The sequence below is a fragment of the Paracoccus sp. SY genome (assembly GCF_002901215.1).
GTDB lineage: Bacteria > Pseudomonadota > Alphaproteobacteria > Rhodobacterales > Rhodobacteraceae > Paracoccus > Paracoccus acridae.
Genome location: NZ_NWMQ01000003.1, coordinates 132,973 through 149,741 on the forward strand (window position 1 = coordinate 132,973; position 16,769 = coordinate 149,741).

Annotated in this window: 16 protein-coding genes; 2 read left to right on the top strand and 14 right to left on the bottom strand. The window is 67.1% G+C overall.

Going from position 1 to position 16,769, the window contains the following annotated elements; translation table 11 throughout:
• Positions 1-94: 94 nt before the first annotated feature.
• Both CK944_RS04440 and CK944_RS04445 read left to right on the top strand, forming a co-directional pair.
• Entirely contained in the window at positions 95-1,372 is a 1,278-nt protein-coding gene (locus tag CK944_RS04440) for a L,D-transpeptidase (RefSeq protein WP_103171835.1), read from the top strand.
• A complete protein-coding gene (locus CK944_RS04445; RefSeq protein WP_239985954.1) occupies positions 1,369-2,127 on the top strand; it encodes an extensin family protein in 759 nt (252 codons plus the stop codon). Before CK944_RS04440 ends, CK944_RS04445 begins: the two co-directional genes overlap by 4 nt.
• Here the strand turns inward: CK944_RS04445 and CK944_RS04450 are convergent, their stop codons facing one another.
• The 14 genes from CK944_RS04450 to CK944_RS04515 form a co-directional block, all read right to left on the bottom strand.
• Entirely contained in the window at positions 2,128-2,871 is a 744-nt protein-coding gene (locus CK944_RS04450) for a Crp/Fnr family transcriptional regulator (RefSeq protein ID WP_239985955.1), read from the bottom strand.
• A 96-nt stretch (positions 2,872-2,967) separates the two neighbouring features.
• Entirely contained in the window at positions 2,968-4,302 is a 1,335-nt protein-coding gene (locus tag CK944_RS04455) for a FliI/YscN family ATPase (protein ID WP_192877726.1), read from the bottom strand.
• A 167-nt stretch (positions 4,303-4,469) separates the two neighbouring features.
• On the bottom strand, positions 4,470-5,690 hold the full coding sequence (locus CK944_RS04460; RefSeq protein WP_103171836.1) for a winged helix-turn-helix domain-containing protein: 1,221 nt from the start codon (positions 5,688-5,690) through the stop codon (positions 4,470-4,472).
• A 250-nt stretch (positions 5,691-5,940) separates the two neighbouring features.
• Positions 5,941-6,651: an SHOCT domain-containing protein gene (locus CK944_RS04465; RefSeq protein WP_103171837.1), complete on the bottom strand. Its 711-nt coding sequence runs from the start codon at positions 6,649-6,651 to the stop codon at positions 5,941-5,943.
• Positions 6,652-6,742: 91 nt separating this feature from the next.
• A complete protein-coding gene (gene uvsE / locus CK944_RS04470) occupies positions 6,743-7,912 on the bottom strand; it encodes a UV DNA damage repair endonuclease UvsE (RefSeq protein ID WP_103171838.1) in 1,170 nt (389 codons plus the stop codon).
• Positions 7,905-8,963, bottom strand: coding sequence for a DHH family phosphoesterase (locus CK944_RS04475; protein ID WP_205049003.1), 1,059 nt, complete (start codon positions 8,961-8,963; stop codon positions 7,905-7,907). The genes uvsE and CK944_RS04475 overlap by 8 nt, the downstream gene beginning before the upstream one ends.
• 54 nt (positions 8,964-9,017) lie before the next feature.
• Complete coding sequence (locus CK944_RS04480) at positions 9,018-9,794, bottom strand: ABC transporter ATP-binding protein (protein ID WP_239985956.1); 777 nt, start codon at positions 9,792-9,794, stop codon at positions 9,018-9,020.
• Positions 9,791-10,768, bottom strand: coding sequence for an ABC transporter substrate-binding protein (locus CK944_RS04485; protein WP_103171839.1), 978 nt, complete (start codon positions 10,766-10,768; stop codon positions 9,791-9,793). The genes CK944_RS04480 and CK944_RS04485 overlap by 4 nt, the downstream gene beginning before the upstream one ends.
• 25 nt (positions 10,769-10,793) lie before the next feature.
• Positions 10,794-11,627: an ABC transporter permease gene (locus tag CK944_RS04490; protein WP_103171840.1), complete on the bottom strand. Its 834-nt coding sequence runs from the start codon at positions 11,625-11,627 to the stop codon at positions 10,794-10,796.
• A 4-nt stretch (positions 11,628-11,631) separates the two neighbouring features.
• Positions 11,632-12,984, bottom strand: a complete 1,353-nt coding sequence (locus CK944_RS04495) for an LLM class flavin-dependent oxidoreductase (RefSeq protein ID WP_103171841.1) — start codon at positions 12,982-12,984, stop codon at positions 11,632-11,634.
• 75 nt (positions 12,985-13,059) lie between these two features.
• Complete coding sequence (gene msuE / locus CK944_RS04500) at positions 13,060-13,617, bottom strand: FMN reductase (RefSeq protein ID WP_103171842.1); 558 nt, start codon at positions 13,615-13,617, stop codon at positions 13,060-13,062.
• Positions 13,618-13,874: 257 nt separating this feature from the next.
• Positions 13,875-15,194 (bottom strand): TRAP transporter large permease, encoded by a 1,320-nt coding sequence (locus tag CK944_RS04505; RefSeq protein WP_103171843.1) that lies wholly within the window; start codon positions 15,192-15,194, stop codon positions 13,875-13,877.
• Positions 15,191-15,712, bottom strand: coding sequence for a TRAP transporter small permease (locus tag CK944_RS04510; protein WP_103171844.1), 522 nt, complete (start codon positions 15,710-15,712; stop codon positions 15,191-15,193). The genes CK944_RS04505 and CK944_RS04510 overlap by 4 nt, the downstream gene beginning before the upstream one ends.
• A 17-nt stretch (positions 15,713-15,729) precedes the next feature.
• On the bottom strand, positions 15,730-16,758 hold the full coding sequence (locus tag CK944_RS04515; protein ID WP_103171845.1) for a TRAP transporter substrate-binding protein: 1,029 nt from the start codon (positions 16,756-16,758) through the stop codon (positions 15,730-15,732).
• Between the last annotated feature and the right edge of the window lie 11 nt (positions 16,759-16,769).

The following is a 16,769-nucleotide window of genomic DNA, read 5'->3' on the forward strand; positions in this document are numbered from 1 at the left end:
ACTCAAACTGGAATTGACCGGAATGTGACTGGCGGTCTATCTGGCGGTTCCGCGAAAGACGCGGAATGCTGCGCCTGACCCGACGGAGATTCTGATGCCGCGATTCACCCTGCGAATCCCGCTTGCCCTGATCCTTGCGGCGCTGTCTGCGCTGCCCGCGACGGCCCAGACGGATCTGCCCTTCACCGCCGCCGATATCGAGGCCGCGTCCTATGCGGGGGGCGATCTGCCCTCGGGGCGGTCGGCGCTGACGACCAAGGTGCAGGTGCTGCTGGACAGGTCCGGGATTTCTCCGGGCGTGATCGATGGCTTCAAGGGCGGCATGAGCCAGAGCGCGATCATGGCCTTTGAACGCCGGTCAGGCCTGCCCATCGACGGGGTGATGGATCCGCATGTCTGGAACCTGCTGCAGTCCTTCGCGGCCCTGCCCGCGACCAAGGATTACACCATCACGGCGGAAGACGCGCAGGGCCTTGTGGACGCGATTCCCACCGATTACGCCGAAAAGGCGCAGATGGCCGCCATGGCCCATACCAGTGTCGCCGAACGCCTGGGCGAGCGGTTCCACATGGATGAGAAATTCATCGCCTTCCTGAATCCCGGCGTTGACCTGGTGCCCGGCAACACGATCAAGGTCGTCGATACCGGCAGCCGGATGCGCGGCAGCGTCGCGCGGATCCTGGTCGATGTGAACACGCGGCGGGTCGCGGGCTTTGATGCGAACGGAAAACTGCTGGTGGATTACCCCGCGACCATCGGATCGTCGGCGACCCCCTCGCCTTCGGGGACGCATCAGGTGAAGACGGTCGCGCTGAACCCGAACTATACCTATGACCCCAAGAAGAACTTCCAGCAGGGCGACAACGACAAGGTGCTGGTGGTGCCGCCGGGGCCGAACGGGCCTGTGGGAACCGTCTGGATCGGCTTGTCCAAGCCCACCTATGGCATCCACGGCACCCCCACCCCGTCCACCCTGTTCCGCAACCAGTCGATGGGCTGCGTGCGGCTGACCAACTGGGATGCCGAGGAACTGGCCCGCATGGTCAGCCCGGACAGGACAACGGTGGAGTTCCTGCCCCAAGGCATGACCATCGCCGACGCCACCGGTGGCAACGTCGCGCCTGCCCCCGCATCCGCCGAACCGGCGGTCGCGGCCGAAACCACCACGGCGCCTGCGGAAACGGCCCCCGCCGCCCCGCTGGATTATGCCGATCCGCTGGCGGCCAAGCGCGCCCCGGCCGAGCCTGTCTATGAAAACACCTCCGAGGAGGAAGCGGATGCCCTGGCCCCGACGGGCGATCCGCTGACCGATGCCCTGACGGGCGCCCTTCCCAGCGGTTTCGTGTTGCCGCCCGTGGACGAACAACCGTGATCCGCTGGCGCGCGATCCTGTGCGCCTTGGCCCTGTGCCAGCCGGCACTTGCCGCCGCGCAGGACCGCCCGCCCGAACGTCCCGGTCCCGAGGAAGCGCAACCGCAGGCGGGGCCGGACGTTCCGCAGGAACCGGCTGTGGTCTTTGGTCCCCCTGCCCCGCCGGGTTGGTTCGTCTTGCAGGAAACGGATCAGGAATATGCCGCCTGCATGCTGGCCCTGTCCTTTCTGGGAACCGTCTATACCGAGGAACCGGCCATCACCGACCCCGAGGACCCCGACTGCGGCATTGCCCGCCCGATCCGGGTGGACCGGATCCTGCCCGACCTGAGCCTGGAGGGCGGTGCGGTCATGCGCTGCGACACGGCGCGGGCGCTTGGGTTCTGGGCGCGCGATTTCGTGCGTCCGGCGGCCATGATGCTGCCCGGCGCACCGCGTGTCACGGGCTTGCAGCTTGGCACCGCCTATGACTGCCGGCCGCGTGTGGGAACCGGCGCGGACCAGCCCAAGCTGTCGGAACATGCGCTTGGCAATGCCATCGACATCGCGGGCTTCGTGCTGGATGGTGCCGATCCGCTGATCGTCCAGCCGCGCGCCGATTCAGGCGACATGGCCGAGGCGTTCCAGCGCACCGTACGCGCGGCAGGATGCCTGTTCTTCACCACCGTGCTGGGACCCGGATCGAACGATGCGCATGACGACCACCTGCACCTTGACGTGGCGGCGCGGCGCGGCGACTGGCGGCTGTGCCAGTGATCAGCGGGGCGTGCGCTCCAGGTCCAGATAGGACGGGTCGAAGCGCGCCAGCAGGCCCAGCCCGTTCCAGTCGATGATGGTGATATCCGCGCCCAGCCAGCGGATCAGCCCCCGGTCGCGCAGATCCCGGACCGCGCGGTTCACATGGATCGGCGAATAGCCCAGGATGTCCGCCAGTTCGCGCTGCAGCAGCGGCAGGTGCAGCTGGCGGTCCGAGGCCACACCCACGGTCTGCAGCCGGACGTAAATCTCGCACAGAAGATGGGCCAGATGGGCACTGGATCGCAGGGACGCGGCGGCAACCAGCCATTGCCGGTGGATCGCCGCATCCAGCATGGTCGTCATCCACAAGAGCCGGGCCAGATGGGGAAAGCTCCTGGTGGTTTCGATCAGTTCGGCATGATCAATGAATTCCACCTCGGCCGGACCGATGGCGATGATGGAATGATCCATCCTTGACATGATGAAGGCGTGAAGATCGACAAAATCCCCCGGAACATGCAATGCCGTGATGACGCGGTCGTCGGGCCTTCCGACAAGGGCATGCGACCGGGCCGACAGGCCGCGCAGCATCATGCAGCTGCGGCTGGGGCTGCTGCCGGCGGGAACGATGACCTCGCCCGCGGCAAAGCTGGCATGTTCGGTCTTCAATGCGCGAAGACGTTCCAGGTCATTCGGGCCGAGACTGTCACGCCTTTGAAGATAGCGGATAAAATACTCGGTAATTGCCAATTCGGTCACCATCCTTTCGCGTGGTTTGGCAAATCACCCATTCCGGCGCAATGGCGCCGCGACCGACCTAACATTCATTAAGCTAACTCAGTTGCTTGGCTGTTGGTTTCAGCCCCGCGGCATTTGCCGGGCCTGGGCGGAAACCCGCAGGGCCGCGGCAAGCGCGGCAAAGCTTTCGGCGATGCCGGGGGTCTTGACCGTGACCAGATCGTCAAGCTGGGGAAACAGCTTCACCGCCTCGTCCAGACGGGGATCGGCGCCTGCGGCGTAAAGGCCCGCGCGGATCATCAGTTCGGATTCCGCATAGGCGCCCAAGGCGGCCCTGGCCTTGCCGATCATCCTGTTCTCGTCCGGGGTGGCGGCATCGGGCAAGGACCGGGACACCGATTTCACCACGTCGATCGCCGGAAAGCGGCCGCGTTCCGCGATGGTGCGGTCCAGCACCACATGCCCGTCCAGCGTGCCGCGCAGGATGTCGGCCACCGGCTCCTCCATGTCGGAACCGGCCACCAGCACGCTGAAGATGCCGGTGATGTCGCCGGTGCCTTCCAGCCCCGGACCGGACCTTTCGGCCAGGGCCATGATCAGGTTCGACACCGAGGGAGGAAAGCCGCGATAGCTGGGGGGTTCGCCGGCAGCCAAGGCAATCTCTCGATGCGCTTCGGCAAAGCGGGTGATCGAATCGGCGAGGAACAGCACATGCCGGCCCTGGTCGCGGAAATGTTCCGCCACGGCCATCGCGGCCCAGGCGCAGCGCCGCCGGATCAAGGGGGATCGGTCGGATGTCGCGGCCACGATGACCGCCCGGGCCATACCTTCCGGTCCCAGGGTCTTTTCCACGAATTCGCGCAATTCGCGTCCGCGTTCGCCGATCATGGCGATCACCACGACATCGGCCTGAACGCCCTTGGCCAGGCCCGACAGCAACGTGGACTTGCCGACGCCCGATCCGGCGAACAGCCCGATCCGCTGGCCCTTGACCAGGGGCAGCAGGGTGTCGAAGACCGCAAACCCCGTGGGCAGACGCGTCCCCAGCCGTTTTCGGCGCACCGCCGGGGGGGCTTCGCGGCGATAGGACAAGGGCTCGCGGCCCAGGGTCAGGGGCCGCCCGTCCAGCGGCTGTCCCAGCGGGTCGATGATCCGCCCGATCCAGGCGTCGCAGGGCGCAATGGTCGGCGCGAACAGCAGCTCCACCTCTGCCCCCACGGACAGCCCCTCGGCGTCGCCTTCGGGCAGCACGTCGGCATGGCGCGGCGCAAGGCCCACGATCTCTCCGGCGACCTGGCCCTTTTGCAGGGAGATCATTACCCTGTCCCCGACCGAGGCATGGCTGTTCAGCCCCTCGACCCGGATCAAGCCGGCCTGCATCGAATGCACGCGGCCGAAATGCCGGGTCAGGCGCAAGTCGGCGATGCGCGCCGCGATCGAGGTCAGTTGGTCCATGTCCGCCTTCCGTTCGACAGCCTGCAGGGCATCACGGATCTTCGGTCAGCGATGATGGTGAATCCCGCATGCCTGCCGCCAGCCCGGCAGCACATGCCGCCACAGAGACATCTTGGCGCAGAATCAGAAAGAATGGGTTAACGACCGCCCTGCCCGGAACTCAAGGATCAAGCCGGTGCCGCCTGATCGCCCCCTTCCTTCAGCCAGTCGGGGCCAAGGCGAACCTCGGTCGCCCCGGCCAAGGGCAGGACGCGTTGCAGTTCGGCCAGAAGTCCGGCCTGCCTGGCGCGACCCAGCCTGACCCCCTTTTCGGGCCAGAAGGCCCGCACGGTCAGCACGCCTCCGTCGCGTTTCGCGTCGAGCCGTCCGATAAGCCGGTCGCCCTGCATGACCGGGAACACGTAATAGCCGTATCGGCGGCGGGGCGCGGGCACGAAGATCTCGATCCTGTAATGAAAGCCGAACAACCGCCAGGCCCTTGCGCGATCACGCAAGGCGGGATCGAAGGGCGACAGCAGCCGCACCCGTTGCGATGGCGGGGGCAACATCGACAGCGTATCCAGCGACGCCACGGTCGAGACGCTGCGCCGCCGGGTTCCGTCGGCCATTTCCACGTCGATTTCGACGATCCGACCCGCGGCCAGGGCATCGGCGCACCATTGCTTCGCCTCGTCACGGGTGGCGATCTCGAAGAAGGCGGCCAGTTCGCCGCTTGTGGCAAAGCCAAGCCGGTCCAGGGCCGCCGACAAGGCCCAGTCGATGATCTGCGGCGGATCAAGCTGGATGTTGCGGTATTCGGCCGGGATCACCCGCTCCGACAGGTCGTAGATCTTGCGAAATCCGGTGCGGCGGCTGATCGCCAGCCGCCCCGATCGCCAGAGATATTCAAGCGCCGTCTTCGAGGGGTGCCAGTCCCACCATCCGCCCCCGCCGCCCCCCTTGTCCGGGCCGACATCCGTGGTGCTGGCAGGTCCCTGGTCGGCAATGCGTCGCAGAATGGCATCAATCTCTCGGTCCCAGCCCTCGCCGCGCCAGGCAGGCCAGCGTTGCTGCATCCTTGCCTCGTCGCGCGCGAATTTCAGCCGCCACATCGGATAGAACTGCATCGGGATGATGGCGGCATCATGGGTCCAATGCTCGAAGGCAAGACGCTGGCGGGCGACAAGACGATCAAGCGCCAGGGGACGATAACGGCCCCGTCGCGACCACAGGATCAGGTCATGCGCGCGCGCCAGCGTGTTGACGCTGTCCACCTGGACGAAACCCAGATCCGTCAGCACGCCCGCCAGATCGCCGCCCGTGGCTGGACCAGACTGCGGCCGCAACAGCAGGTGTCGATCCAGGAACAGCCGGCGTGCATCGGCATTTGTCAGCAGGGGCGGATTCATGCGGGCAGATTAGACACATGGGGCAAAACCGCAATCGAACAGCGAAGGGCCGACTGCCTGCCGCGGTCAGGCAGGCCCGGCCGCCAGTGACGGTCTGGGCCTGGCCTTGCCCCAGGGCATCCGCAAGGACCGGCAGCCGGGTTTGCCGCCGATCAGGGCAGGGCCAGGCGGTTCTTCCGTTCTCGTGCACGGCCATGACCCGCCATGCCGCCACGGGCCGCGGGATCGGGACGGCGGCAAGCAGTCCCCGTCAAAGCCTGTTCAGCAGATCCGCTTTCTTCGCGTCGAATTCGGCTTGCGTCAGGATCCCCCGGGACAGCAGGGCGTGAAGCTGCTCGATGGTGGCAAGGATCGCAGCATCCGTCGGGTGGGCTGCATCCGACCGCGCGGGATCGCCGGGGGTGTCGCCCGGCCCCGGCAAGGCGGCTATTGGAACCAGGCTGTCCAGCGGCACCGGGCCGTGCTGGCTGGTGAACAGAAGCGAAGATGTTCCGCCCTGCTGCTGGGACACGCCGCCGATCCGGTGATCGCCGGTATCATACAGCGACACCTGCCCGTTCCGGCGGATGGCCAAGCGGCGTGCGGCGGGAAAGACCGCATAATCCACGCCGTTCTGGCTTCCGCTTGCGGACGGCACCCCCAGGTCGGGGGGCCAGGCGGGATCGGACGCGTCCGGGACCGATGCGGGCGGGCGTTGCGCAAGGGCCTGCGCAAGGTCGGTCAGGTCGCGGATCAGATCGCCGACACGGGACTTGAGGGCGCTGTTGAACATGTCCCCGATCATCAGCATCCCGCCGCCGGACCATTGCCCCATGCCGCCAAATTCGGGATGGTCAAACTGCGCCTGCCGGGCATGGCCGCCGACAAGCGCGGACAGCATGGTCTCGGCCGCGCGGGGGCTGAAGCCGTGGCGGCGTGCGATGACCGCAACCGCTTCTCGATCCTCATCGGTGAATGACATGGTCCAGCCTCCGGTCCAGGGTGAAGGTTTCAGCGACACAGATGGCCCCTGCTCGGATGCAGGCCAGGACATTCGTTGCGTCGCGCAAGATTCAGGCCCCCATTCGCCTGGGCGCGTCCAACCGATCGCCCTCGTCCACGTCCGGCATATCCTGGACTTCGGCCCCGTCCTCGCCCATGTCCTCGGCCTCCTCCAGGCCTGCCGCGTCGTCCGGGCCCAGGCCAAACCGGGCGGCAACGTCGGGGGCATAGCGGAACAGGTCGCCCCGCAGCTTCAACAGCGACAAATCCTTGGTCTTGGCTTCCAGCATCACGTCGAAATCAAGCCCCTGGGCCTCGCGCATGAAGGTCGCGAATTCGAAGGGATTGGTGAAATCCGCATGGCCCGTCCAGATGGGCGGCAACAGCACCGTCTTGAAGCGGGATGTGGCCTTAACGACATCCCTGGTCAGCGCGCCGCCGCCGCTTGTCCCCTGGGCCCTCAGGGCCGCGCGTTCCTTGTCCGTCACCTTTCGCTTGATCTCGCGCAGTTCGGTCCTGGGAGAGGAAAAGTGGATCTTCGGCCGCACGCCCTGGGGCCAGGACCGGACAAAGCGTTCCAGGGTCGGCCGCAGCGCCAGCCCTTCGGGGTTCAGGCACCAGAAATGCTGGTAATCGAAGATCAGCGGCACCCCACAGCGGTCGTGGATCCACAGCACGTCGGCGGCGGAAAAGCGGATGTCGTCGTTTTCCAGCACCAGCCGGCGACGGACATGGTCGGGGCATTGGTTGTAGCCTTCGATCCAGCGGGCGCGGCTGGCTTCCCGGTCGTCATAGACACCGCCCACATGGGTCACCAGGACACCTTCCGGCCCCATGCCCATCCGGTCCAGCATCTCGGCCTGCGAGGCCAGGTCCCAGATGCTTTTCGCCGTCAGCGCCGGATCGGGGCTGTTCAGCAGCACGAATTGCGACGGATGAAAGGACAGCCGGATGTCCAGGTCGCGCGCCTTGCGGCCAAGCGCCGCCAGTTCGGCATCGCTTTCGGCCACCATGCCGTGGAACTGGGGCATGTCGGGGTGCGTGGCATAGGGCGCCAGATCCGAGGACAGGCGGTACATGTCGATCCCGACCTCGACCAGATAATCCAAGATCGCGTCCACATGTTCCAGCGAGGTCTTCAGGTGCGGGTTCTGCTGCCAGCGGCGGGTGTCGTTGCTTTTCATGCCCGGCCGTCCCATCACCTTGACGGGAAAGCCCAGGCGCAGCGGTCGATCAGTCATGCGCAATCTCCTCGGGGAAGCCGATCCTGGCGGCGAAGTCGGCCCAGTCGGCGGGACGCAGCGCGCCGCCCGTGGCCTGGGCATGGCCGCTGCCGTATTCCGTGCCCGCGCCGGGGGGGCGGTGATCGGCCAGAAACCGGATCAGGTCCGCGCCGGTCGCGCTGCGCGCGGCAAAGTGGACCCAGCCGGGGCGATAGCCGGTGTTGACGGCCAGCACGATCTTGTCCCGCAGCCTGCCGCGCCAGGATTGCGCGACCAGCGGATGGATCTGGCATGGCGATGAAAAGCGGATCAGCGCGACGTCGCCCCGGACCTTGGGCGGCGCACGCCGGGCGGCCTCCAGTTCCGCCGCGACCTCGGCCTTGGCCGCCTGCAGCAGCGCGGTTTCGGGATGGCCGCCCTTCAGCAGTTCCTTGGGCGAGGCGCATTTCAGCAGAAGCGCAAGCGCCGGGCTTGCATCGGCCCGGGCCGTCCGGCGCGGCGCGTTGACCAGCGACACCGCATCCCGCAGCGCCGTCTTGCCGTAGCGAGCCTGCGCCTGGGCCAGTTCGGGAAAGCCGTCGTCGGCCATGTCGCCGATCAGCCCCATGGCGGCAAGCCACAGCAGGTCGTCGGCGTTCCCCAGCTCCTGCGCGCACCAGAAGGCCAGCAGAGACGAGGTCGGCTCGGGCGTCCAGCCGTTGCCCGATATCACCGCCGCCTCGCCGGGGGTGCCGGTGGGCACATGATGATCGACCAGAACCGTGGGCACGCCGGGCAGGATGTCGCCGTCGCGGATGCCCAGATCGGTGACGACCAGCCCGCCGGGGCGCCGCGCCTCCAGTTCCTTGCGCAGGTCGGGCGACCAGGGGTTTTCGCCCTTGCCGGTGATGCGGATTTCCGCCGGGCGGCCCGCGCGTTCCAGGGCCTGCGCCAGGATCGCCGCGGCGGACAGCCCGTCGGCGTCGAAATGTCCCAGCACCAGCACGGGCCTGTCAGGCGCGAAGCGGCCGACAGCCGCGCGAAAGGCAGCGGCCACATCGTCAGGGGTCTGGGGGCGGTGGCCGGACATGGTCCCCCAACGCGGCAATCCGCGCCCGGTTTCACGCAGCCGCCGCAGGGCAGGTCAGTGCAAGCCGAACTCTGCCATGAGGCGGCGGCGCATCGCGACGAAGCGGGCTTCGCTGCGGTCGCGCGGCCGGGGCAGGTCGATGTCGATCAGGCGGGGAACGCCGCCCTTCTCGCGCGGCATGACCAGCACCCGATCGGCAAGGAAGATCGCCTCCTCCAGGTCATGGGTCACCAGGATCATCGTCGCCTGCTGTTCCTGCCAAAGGCGGGCGAGTTCGTCCTGCATGGTCATGCGCGTCATGGCATCCAGCGCCCCCAGGGGTTCGTCCAGCAACAGGATCTTTGGCTGGACGGTCAGGGCGCGGGCAATGCCGACCCGCTGGGCCATGCCGCCGGAAAGCTGTCCCGGCCAGGCGTTCTCGAACGGGGCCAGCCCCACAAGGCGGATGTGGTGGCGGGCTTCTGCCTCTGCCTTGGCCTTGGGAACGCCGCGCGCCTCAAGCCCGAAGGAGACATTGCCCAGCACCGTCAGCCAGGGCAGCAGGCGCGGTTCCTGGAAGATGATCGCCCGTTCGGTGCCGACGCCCCGGACGGGGTGGCCGTCGATCAGGACCTGGCCCGCATCCGGCTGTTCCAGTCCGGCCAGCACCCGCAACAGCGTGGTCTTGCCGCAGCCCGACGGACCCACGATGGCAAGGCTTTCGCCCGCGCGGATGCCAAGGTTCAGGTCGCGCAGGACCGGCAGCGTCTTGCCGCCAAGGGTGAAGGACTTCGACAGGCCGCGGATCGCGACCGCATCGTCCCGGAGGGCCTGATGCGCAACCATCGTCATTTGGCCGCCAGATCTTGCGCCGGAGCAAGCAGGATGTCCGCAGCCTTCAGCTTGCCACGTTCAAGCCGCCCCTCGCGTTCCAGGACGTCGATCCAGAATTGCAGGTCCCGTTCGGTGGCGCGGCCGCCCTCGCGCACGCCATAGCCCTGGAAGAACTGCGCGACCTCGGGGTTCTCTCCTCGGCCGTCCAGGACGCGGGCGAAGATGGCGCGGGTTTCTTCGGGATTGTCGCGCGCATAATCCAGCGCGCGGGCCGACCCGTCGACAAAGGCCTGTGCCTCGGCCGGGTGGGCTTCGACCCAGTCGCGGCGCAGGACGACAAAGCCGCCGGCGATCTCTCCCAGAACGTCGGTATCGTCGAAGACGGCGCGCAGACCTCCATGCTCGCGGGCAAGTCCCTCGAAGGTCGTCTGCCAATAGCCAAAGGCCGAGACATCGACCTGGCCCGACCGAAGCACCTGTTCCAGTTGCGGGCCGGGCACGGTGACAAGGTTGGCCGCATCCTGCGGCAGCCCCTTCTGGTGCAGGGCCTCGCGCACGGTATAATCCAGGTGCGCGCCCAGCGTGTTCACCGCGACGGTCTTGCCCGCGATGTCCTCGATGGTCCTGATGGGGCTGTCCTCCAGCACATAGAAGATCGACTGGACCTGGTCGTTGATGCCGTTCGAGGGATATGCCGCGACGAAGTCGGCCCCTCCGGCGATGGAATTCAGCACGGCGGCGGTCGCGGCGCTGCCGAGTTCCACGCTGCCGCCCGCCAGGGCCATCAGCGATTCGGGGCCGCCGCTGGCATAGCCGGCATTTTCCAGCGTGATACCGGTGCCCTCGAAATAGCCCAGTTCGGCGGCCAATTCATGGGCTGACAGTCCGCCATGGCTGGCAAGATAGCGGATCGTCACATCGGCCTGCACGGCGGGGGCGAAGGCAAGGCCAAGGACCGTGGTCAGGGCAAGATTGCGAAATGCGAAGGTCATGGTCGTATTCCTTGAAGGGGAAGGATCAGCGGGTGGCCTCGGCCCAGCGGCACAGACGGTGCTGCAAAAGGACGAGGACGGCGTTTGCGGCAAGGCCAAGCGCGGCCAGCAGGAAGATCGCCCCGAACATCAGGGGGATCTGGAAGTTGTACTGGGCGTTCATCACCTGGAAGCCGACGCCCTTGTTCGCGCCGATCATCTCGGCCGCGATCAGAAGCAGCAGCGCGGTGGTGGCGGAAAGCCGCAGCCCCACGAAGATCGCGGGCACCGACGCGGGCAGGACCACCCGGCGGAACACCGTCAGGCGGCTGGCGCCAAAGGTCCGCGCCATCTCGACCAGCCTGCGGTCCACCTGCTTCACGCCGCCGATGGTCGCCAGAAGGATCGGAAACAGCGTGGCCCAGAAGATGACGAAGACCTTGGACGCCTCGCCCAGTCCCAGAAGCAGGATGAACACCGGATAAAGCGCCAGGGCCGAGGTCTGGCGGAACAGTTGCAGGATCGGCTCCAGCGCGCGTTCCACCGCGGCGATCTGGCCCATGAAAAGGCCCAGGGGAATGCCGATCACGACCGCCGCACCGAAGGCCAGCCCGGACCGCTGAAGGCTGATGGCGATGTCATCCAGCAGCGCGCCCGAGGCCAGACCCTTCCACAAGGCCGCCATGATGGTGTCCAGCGGCGGGAAGACCGCCGGGTTGACCCAGCCCCGCGTGCTGGACACCTGCCACAACAGCAGGAAGGCGATCAGCAGGCCATAGCGGGACAGAAAGCCCTGTGCGCCGACCGCCGCCCGGCGCGAGACTGCGGCGACAGGGAATGGCCTGCCCTTGGCCGGGGTATCGACGGAATGCAGCGTCATCGCCTTACTCCGCCGCCTGCAGGGCCGCGCGGGCGGCGGCGTGGCGGTTGACGGGATAGGGCAGACCCAGGTTCTGACGCAGGGTGCGGCCTTCGTATTGGGTGCGGAACAGACCGCGCCGCTGCAGTTCCGGGATCACCAGGTCCACGAAGTCGGTCAGCCCCGCCGGCAACCAGGGCGGCAGGATGTTGAAGCCGTCCGCGCCCTCGTTCTCGAACCACTCCTGCAGGGTGTCGGCGATCTGGACGGGCGTGCCCACCACGGTGAAATGCCCCCGCGCCGAGGCGACCCACTGGTAAAGCTGTCGGATCGTGAACCCGTTCTCGTCGGCGATCTGGCGGATCAGGGCCTGCCGCGACTGATTGCCTTCGGTATGTTCCAGTTCCGGCAGCGGCCCGTCCAGGTCATGGCCCGTCAGGTCCAGTGACCCGCCGGTCAGCCCCTTGATCAGCGCGATGCCGTCCTCCTCCAGGATCAGGCTCGTCAGGCGGTCGTACTTTTCGCGCGCCTCGGCTTCGGACCGGCCGACGAAGGGCGAGACGCCGGGCATGATCAGGATATGGCCGGGGTCGCGCCCCAGGCCACGGGCGCGGGCCTTGATGTCGCGATAGAATTCCTGGGCGGTATCCAGCCGCTGGTGGGCCGTGAAGATCACCTCGGCCGTGGCGGCGGCAAGGCCGCGTCCGTCCTCCGACTGGCCTGCCTGCACGATGACGGGATGGCCCTGCGGGCTGCGGCTGACGTTCAGCGGGCCCTTGACCTTGAAATGCTCGCCCGCGTGATCGGCATGATGGACGCGTTCGGGGTGATAGAAAACACCGCTGTCCTTGTCGCGGATGAAGGCGTCATCCTCGAAGCTGTCCCACAGCTTGCGGACGACCTCGACATGCTCGGCCGCGCGCTTGTAACGGTCGGCATGGGGAAGCTGCCGGTCCAGGTTGAAGTTCCGGGCCGCCGCCTCGGTCGCGGTCGTCACCACGTTCCACCCGGCCCGTCCGTCCGAGATCAGGTCCAGCGAGGCGAACTTGCGGGCGGTGTTGTAGGGTTCCTCATAGGTGGTCGAGGCGGTGGCGATGAAGCCCAGGTTCCTGGTCAGGGGCGCCAGGGCCGCGAACAGGGTCACCGGCTCGAAACCGGCGACCTTGGCATTGCCCCCTTCGGTGCTGCCGCCGAAGGCCACGGCCAAGCCGTCGGCCAGGAAATAGGCATCGAACAGGCCACGCTCCGCCTCTCGGGCCAGTTCGGCATGAAAGGCGAAGCTGGTCGCACCGTCGGCAGGCTGGTCGGGATGACGCCAGGCGGCGATATGTTGGCCGCTGCCCGGCAGAAAGGCGCCAAGGCGGATTTTGCGGGTCATGATACACTCCTTCAGGATGCAGGGGGCCGCCCCACCGCGAAGGGTGGGTGGAAAGGTCATGGGTTTCGATCGGGATCAGGCGGCGGAAATGACCGCAGTCCGGGCGGTGGACAGCCAGGGCGTGAACTGCTCGACCGCCCGGTCCAGCCGCGCCAGCAGCGCGTCCGAGGCCGGAACCCCGTCGCGGAAGTCGCTGCCCTCGCCATAGACACCGGTCGGCAGGGTCGCGGCCTCGAAAAAGCCGAACAGCGGACGCAGTTGATGTTCGATCACCAGGGCATGCCTGCTGCCGCCGCCTGTGGCGGTCAGCAGCACGGGCTTGCCCGCCAGGGCGGCGGGATCGATCAGGTCGATCATGTGCTTGAACAGGCCGGTGAAGCTGCCCTTGTAGACCGGCGTGCCCACGACCAGGGCATCCGCCGACAGGATCGCGTCCATGACCCTGCGCGCAAGCGGGTCCATCTGATCGAGTGACTGGCTCTGCCCCAGGGATGGCTGCAGGTCCGAAATCTCATAGGTGGCTGCGGTGCAGCCGAAGCGGCGGGCGGCGCGAGACACGGCCAGATCCACAAGGGCCCGCGTCCGCGAGGGACTGCTGACGCTGCCCGAGAAGCCGATGATGCGTTGGGGCATTTCGCTTTCCTAATAACGACTGATATTGTCGATATTGGGCGTTCGAACTGCCAGAGGCCATTCCAAAGATCCCTGCGGATGCGAATGGAATCGTCTGCGATGCGAAGGAACGGGGGATGTTCGTTCCCTGCTTCCCCGTTCCTGCCGCTTTGTCCTGCGGGCCCCCGACGGAATACGGATCGGATCGGCGCGCGTGACCAAGCGGCCGATCCTGCCACCGGTCCGGAAGGGGACGCGAAGGGCGCTGCAGGAAACCCTCAGTTCCAGAGCCGGACAAGGCCAAGGCTGATGACCGGAAAGGCGATCAGTATGGCGATGCGGATCATGTCGCTGATCAGGAAGGGCAAAACACCGCGAAAGCTTTCGATCATCGGCACGTCGCGCGCCAAGCCGTTAATGATGAAGACGTTCATGCCCACGGGCGGGGTGATCAGGCCGACCTCGACCACGACAACGGCCAGGATGCCGAACCAGATCAGCGTTTCCTCGCGCGACATCCCGAAGTCGAGGCCGCCGATGATCGGATAGAAGATCGGGATCGTCAGCAGCAGCATGGACATGGAATCCATGACGCAGCCCAGCACCAGGTACAGCGCCATTATCGCCAGAAGGATCATCATGGGCGACAGGCCCGAGTTCTTGATCGCCGAGGCCAGCAGCATCGGTGTCTGGGTCTGCGCCAGGAAGGCGTTGAAGATCTCGGCCCCCAGAAGGATCAGGAAGATCATGGCCGAGGTTCCAGCCGTGCCGCGCAGGCAATCCATGATGCCCGGCAGGCGCATTCCCCCGTGCAGGACCGCCAGAACGCCCGTGCCGAAGGCGCCGACGGCCGCGGCCTCGGTGGGCGTGAACCAGCCCCGGTACATGCCGACGATCACCAGGGTGAAGATCAGGATCAGCGACCATGTCTCGCGCAGGGCGGACAGCCGCTGGCGCCAGGTGGCGCGGGGGCCGGCGGGGCCGTCCTCGGGGTGGCGGCGCACGAAGACCGCGACCGCCAGCATGTATCCCACCGCCGCCAGCACGCCCGGCACCATCGCGGCCACGAACATCTTGGCGATGCTCATTTCCGCCATCAGCGCATAAAGGACAAGAATGACCGAGGGCGGGATCAGGATCCCCAGCGTCCCCCCCGCCGCCAGCGATCCCGTGGCAAGCGCCCCGCTGTAGTTGTAGCGGCGCATTTCCGGCAGGGCGACCTGGCCCATGGTGGCGGCGGTGGCCAGGGACGACCCGCAGATCGCCCCGAAGGCCGCGCAGCCGCCGATCGAGGCCATGGCCAGCCCGCCCCTGCGATGGCCCAGGAAAGCCGCGGCCGTGCGATAAAGCGCGCGGCTCATCCCCGCCTTGGTCGCGAATTCACCCATCAGCACGAACAGCGGAATGACCGACAGCGAATAGGTCGAGAACTGGTAGAAGGTCGAGGTCTTGAGAAAGGCGAGCAGCGGCGTGGTGCCCGTCCACATCGCATAGCCTCCCAGCCCCACGGCCAGCATCGCCACGCCGATGGGGATGCGCACGGCCATCAGGGCCAGCAGCACCGCGAAAGAGGTCAGTCCGGCGGCGATCCCCGTCATGTCCGGGCCTTTCGCAGATGGCCGACCATGGTGGCCGCGCAGGTCGCGACCAGCAGCGCCATGGCCGGGATGATGACAGGGAATGCCCACCACAGGGGGATGCGCAGCACCATGGTCTGTTCGCCGTATTGCCGCATCTCGGCCCCGCCGTGGAACAGCCTCCAGGCCAGAAGCGCGGCGATCAGCAGAAACAGCAGGTCGCCAAACGCCTCCAGCAGGTGATTGGTGCGGGGGTTGGCCTTGCTGGTGAAGAAATCGACCAGCACGTTGCCGCCGCTGACCTGGCACCAGGGCAGGAAGCAGAAGATCGCGATCGCGCTGCCCAGTTCGACCAGTTCGAAGTCGCCGGGGACAGGCGCCCCCAAGACCGACCGCTTGATGACGCTGGCAACCGTCATCAGCATCATCGCCAGGATCACCAGCCCCCCGACAGCGGCGAAGAAGCGGCAAAGGGCGGCAAGCCAGCCCGGCACCGGGACCGGAAGGGCGTGTTCGCTCAGCGTCGCCGGGTTGGTCATGTCGCCCCCTGCCGGCTTCACTGCGCGCGCGCCTTGTCCAGCATCGCGCGGGCGTCGTCCAGCATCGCCTGGCCGTCATGGCCCGCATCGGTCATGGTCTTGACCCAGGCGTCGATCACCGGCTGGCTGGCGTCCCGCCATTCGGCCAAGTTGTCCTCGGGGATGACGGTGATGGTGTTGCCCGCATCGACGGCCTTCTGGCGCTCGGCCCTTTCGGCTTCGTCGAAGGCGGTGCCGGCAAGCGTCGCAAGGGCCGCGCCCGAATTGTCGTCGATGACCTTCTTCAGATCGTCGGGCAGCCCGTCGTAAACCGCCTGGTTCATCACCAGGGCCATCACGGCCGAGGACAGGCCGCCGTTCTCGGTCCCGAACTCGGTGTGGTTGCGGGTGACGCTTTCGATGCGCAGGCTGCCGAAAACCTCCCACGGGATGACGGCGCCGTCGATCACGCCGCTGGTCAGCGCCTGCGGCACCTCGGGGACGGGCATGCCGACGGCGGTCGCGCCCAGGGCGTTCAGCCCGTCGGTCATGGTGCGGGACGGCGCGCGGACCTTCAGCCCGGCCAGATCGGCCAGCGAGGCCACGGCCTTGTCCTTCGTGTGCAGCTTATAGGCCGAGGGCGCGTGGATCAGCAGCGGATGCACGCCCGCAAGCTCGTCGCCCATGTATTTCGCCTGGTATTCCTGCAAGGCCGCCGTGGTTTCCGCGGCGCTGCCCGACAGGAAGGGCAGTTCGAAGACCTCGGACACAGGGAAGCGGCCGGGGGTATAGCCGAACAGCGTCCAGGCCACGTCCACCACCCCGTCGCGCGCCTGGTCGAACAGTTGCGGCGGCTTGCCGCCCAGCTGCATCGAGGGATAGATCTGCACGTCGATCCGCCCGCCGGACTGTTCCTCGACCATCCTTTCCCAAGGCTCCAGCACCCCGGTCTGGATCGGCGCGTCCGCGGACAGGAAGTGGTGGACGCGCAGCGTCACCTCTTGCGCGGTCGCGGCGGTGCCCAGGCAAAGCGCGGCCACGGTGGCCAGCAGGGTCGTTCGTGTCATGTGGTTCTCCT

Excerpts from the sequence above, each read along its gene's own strand:
- CK944_RS04440 (WP_103171835.1), top strand. The coding sequence starts at position 95 with ATGCCGCGATTCACCCTGCGAATCCCGCTTGCCCTGATCCTTGCGGCG.
- CK944_RS04450 (WP_239985955.1), bottom strand. The coding sequence starts at position 2,871 with ATGGTGACCGAATTGGCAATTACCGAGTATTTTATCCGCTATCTTCAA.
- CK944_RS04455 (WP_192877726.1), bottom strand. The coding sequence starts at position 4,302 with ATGGACCAACTGACCTCGATCGCGGCGCGCATCGCCGACTTGCGCCTG.
- CK944_RS04460 (WP_103171836.1), bottom strand. The coding sequence starts at position 5,690 with ATGAATCCGCCCCTGCTGACAAATGCCGATGCACGCCGGCTGTTCCTG.
- CK944_RS04465 (WP_103171837.1), bottom strand. The coding sequence starts at position 6,651 with ATGTCATTCACCGATGAGGATCGAGAAGCGGTTGCGGTCATCGCACGC.
- uvsE (WP_103171838.1), bottom strand. The coding sequence starts at position 7,912 with ATGACTGATCGACCGCTGCGCCTGGGCTTTCCCGTCAAGGTGATGGGA.
- CK944_RS04475 (WP_205049003.1), bottom strand. The coding sequence starts at position 8,963 with ATGTCCGGCCACCGCCCCCAGACCCCTGACGATGTGGCCGCTGCCTTT.
- CK944_RS04480 (WP_239985956.1), bottom strand. The coding sequence starts at position 9,794 with ATGACGATGGTTGCGCATCAGGCCCTCCGGGACGATGCGGTCGCGATC.
- CK944_RS04485 (WP_103171839.1), bottom strand. The coding sequence starts at position 10,768 with ATGACCTTCGCATTTCGCAATCTTGCCCTGACCACGGTCCTTGGCCTT.
- CK944_RS04490 (WP_103171840.1), bottom strand. The coding sequence starts at position 11,627 with ATGACGCTGCATTCCGTCGATACCCCGGCCAAGGGCAGGCCATTCCCT.
- CK944_RS04495 (WP_103171841.1), bottom strand. The coding sequence starts at position 12,984 with ATGACCCGCAAAATCCGCCTTGGCGCCTTTCTGCCGGGCAGCGGCCAA.
- msuE (WP_103171842.1), bottom strand. The coding sequence starts at position 13,617 with ATGCCCCAACGCATCATCGGCTTCTCGGGCAGCGTCAGCAGTCCCTCG.
- CK944_RS04505 (WP_103171843.1), bottom strand. The coding sequence starts at position 15,194 with ATGACGGGGATCGCCGCCGGACTGACCTCTTTCGCGGTGCTGCTGGCC.
- CK944_RS04510 (WP_103171844.1), bottom strand. The coding sequence starts at position 15,712 with ATGACCAACCCGGCGACGCTGAGCGAACACGCCCTTCCGGTCCCGGTG.
- CK944_RS04515 (WP_103171845.1), bottom strand. The coding sequence starts at position 16,758 with ATGACACGAACGACCCTGCTGGCCACCGTGGCCGCGCTTTGCCTGGGC.